This window comes from Synechococcus sp. R55.2 (assembly GCF_047462075.1).
Classification (GTDB): domain Bacteria; phylum Cyanobacteriota; class Cyanobacteriia; order Thermostichales; family Thermostichaceae; genus Thermostichus.
In genome coordinates, this window is the sequence record NZ_JANSIH010000401.1 from 1 (window position 1) to 2,803 (window position 2,803).

2 protein-coding genes are annotated in these 2,803 nt (G+C 61.0%); both read right to left on the reverse strand.

The features are described 5' to 3' along the window. Positions 1 to 344: 344 nt before the first annotated feature. Positions 345 to 1,694, reverse strand: a complete 1,350-nt coding sequence (locus NW838_RS12900) for a methyltransferase domain-containing protein (protein ID WP_414355954.1) — start codon at positions 1,692 to 1,694, stop codon at positions 345 to 347. Positions 1,695 to 1,762: 68 nt separating this feature from the next. Beyond that, positions 1,763 to 2,689 carry a hypothetical protein gene (locus NW838_RS12905; protein WP_414428165.1) on the reverse strand — a complete coding sequence of 309 codons (927 nt, stop codon included), beginning with the start codon at positions 2,687 to 2,689 and terminating at the stop codon, positions 1,763 to 1,765. Positions 2,690 to 2,803: the final 114 nt, after the last annotated feature.

Sequence of the window (2,803 nt, forward strand, 5' to 3'; positions counted from 1 at the left end):
GGCGGAGAAGCTGCTCCACAGAGGTGGCCTTGTACCGCCCCTGGTAGAGGGCTTCCAGCAAAGCCACCGGGATCCAACGGGCCGGGAACGACTGATCCCAGCGCTCCACCCAAACCTGGCCGGGTTGACCTTCCAGTTCAAACCCATAGTGCTCCAGAAAGGTGGCAGGATCCATCAAACCACCCTGGCCCAATGAAACTTAACCCCAAGCTAACCCAGAGGGACTGACGAGAAATCAGGCTCCTCTTTCCGGGATCCCTGAGGAAACTCTGGCTCAAGAATACCTCAACTGGCTTTCTGTGAAGCTCCTATGAAGGGAAAGCTCGGGAAGGTCGTGTTCTCCCTCAATGGGCTCCGCACCGCTGACGCGAACGGCGCAAACACCACACGGCTCCAGGTACGTCGGCTTCCCCCTCTCGTCTTAGGGTGAAGTTTTGGTGGTAGACGGGATCCAACCCTGCTTGTTCTGCCTGCTGCAGCACGTAAGATGGGGAGTGGGCAAAGCGCCCCGTCGTGGATCCCAGCTCGTAGCCGGGGGCGGATCCCACCTCGACGGTAAAGGCCAAAAGCCCGCCGGCATTCAACACCCGAGCGCAGGCAGGAAAGACCTGGGCCAGATCCCCCAGGTAGATGAACACATCTGCCGCCAGGATCAAGTCGTAGCGTTCTGAGGTCTGGTGCAGCAGCTCCAGCAAGTCCCCCTGAACCAGGTGGTCGTAAATGCCCTTGTGTTGGGCGATTTCCAGCATGCGGGCAGAGAGATCCACGCCCCACAACTGCTTGACATAGGGGCGCACCTGGGCTCCTGCCAAGCCCGTACCACAGCCCAAGTCCAGCGCCCGCTCAAACTGAGGAGGCGATCCCTGCGCTGCTGCCACCGCCAGGATCCCTTGCCGCAAAGCCTCTGGTCCCTGGTAGTTCAACTTCTCCAACAAATGCTGCTCGAACCGAGGTGCATATTCGTCGAACAGGCGGCTGACCCAAGCCGGAGGCGTTCTGTCGGGCAGGGGCAGCTCCCCCAGAATGGCCAGCATGTAGCGGGCATCGCTGTGTTCAGGCTGCAAGGAGAGCGCCCGCCGAAACCAGGGACTGGCCGCCTCTGGTTGTCCCTGCTTCCAGAAGCACATGCCGATTTGATAGGGGATATCCGCTTCCTGCTGGGATCCCTGCCAAGCCTGCAAGTAGTGGGCCACCGCCGCCACGAATTCTCCCCGCATCTGCAGCAGATCGGCCAACCCCACCCGTGCCATCAGCAGTTGCGGATCCCGGTTCAGGGCTTGCTCAAACAACAATTGCGCCTGCTTTTTCTCCCCCATCTGCCGCAACACCCTCCCCAGCAGCGCATGAACCTCAGCGGCTAAGCTGGCCGGCGCAGCAGGTGGACAGCTCACAATGGCCTGCTGGTAGTGCAGCATGGCGGCGGGGTAGCGACCGGCTCCTTCCTCGATTTGTCCCAACAGAGCGTGGGCCTGAACCCAGGCGATGGCTGCTTCGGGATCAGACAGGTCGGCGGCATTCGAATGGGATCCCCGCTGGGCAGTCCCAACAGGAGCTGAGCCGGCACCCGAGAGGAGCTGCTCACAAATTTGCCGACAACGGGCCCAGTCACCTTGCCGGAAATGGACTGCCGCCTGACGGATCTGTTTTGAGAGGGACGGCTGCGCCGCTTTTCCAAAACCTTTGCCTTTGACCATTCCTGCGGTGCATCCCCCGATTTCTTGGGGGCCTGAGTTGCCAGCACCCTTTCAGGATAGGGCCTCTCTCAGCCGACGGCTGCCATGGCTTTCAGGCCCTTCAAAATCAGGTAGTCCAAAATGCTGGTGTTCTCCTCGCCGCGGTAGTTAAAATTGGAGCGCACCAACCACAGCCCCTTCTGAGTGCGGCAACAGAGGTTCAACAGCGTGCGGGCCAAAATGCGTTGACGCGCCTGTAAATCCCGCCCTGCATCGAAAACCTCCCCGTCCCACTCCGGCGTCAGCACACGGCTATTGTAGAGCACATGCCACAAAGAGCGGGACCAACTGGGGCTGGTGATATCAAACCAAAATTGGTAATCGGCCTCCAAACCCCGATTGATATAGGCCACCGGAGTTGCAACTACCAAGTAGCGGGAATAATCGGGTTCGAAGCGGCTGCTGCTGGGGGTTTGTCCCGAGCGGATCATGGCCAAAAAGGCGGGATCCCCTTCGGCAGGGAAGGCCTGACGAAACCGTTGTGCCGCTTCCATCAATACGCGCAGCAGCTCTTGATCCTGAGGGGAAGCAATCACCGAGGCCAAGTGATCGGCAAAAAACTGCTGGAAGAAAGCGGCCAATGAAGGGCCGGGACGATAGCCGCGCAGCCAATCGAACAGTCGCTGGTAGCGCTCCAGGTTGGCAAACCCCACCCGCTCCGGCTGCCGTACTGCTGTTCGGGGACGCAGAGAACGCCCCACCGGATCCCAGGTATCTTCGGCCAACAGAGCCGCCCGGATGGGATCCAGCCCCAGCACCCAGCTCAACATCAGCCGCCAAGCCGGCAAAGTGGGAAAAGCACCCCACTCGGGATGGGCCAATTCTGCTGCCGTCAGCACCGCCCGCACCAAGGGATAGCGGATCAACGCCGGGAAGGGGGCAATCGACAAAACCGGCACTTCCGACAACTGCTCCTGCAAGCTCAGGCTCACCCCCGCATCCATACGGGGCAGCAAAACAGCGATGCGATGGGGCGGGCTACCGGCCCCCCAAAGCCCGCGAATTTGTTTGTCTTTTTAACAAATCCGCGCCCCCCCGACGCGACGCGGTGGGGGGGGGGGGGGGGGGGG

Excerpts from the sequence above, each read along its gene's own strand:
- NW838_RS12900 (WP_414355954.1), bottom strand. The coding sequence starts at position 1,694 with ATGGTCAAAGGCAAAGGTTTTGGAAAAGCGGCGCAGCCGTCCCTCTCA.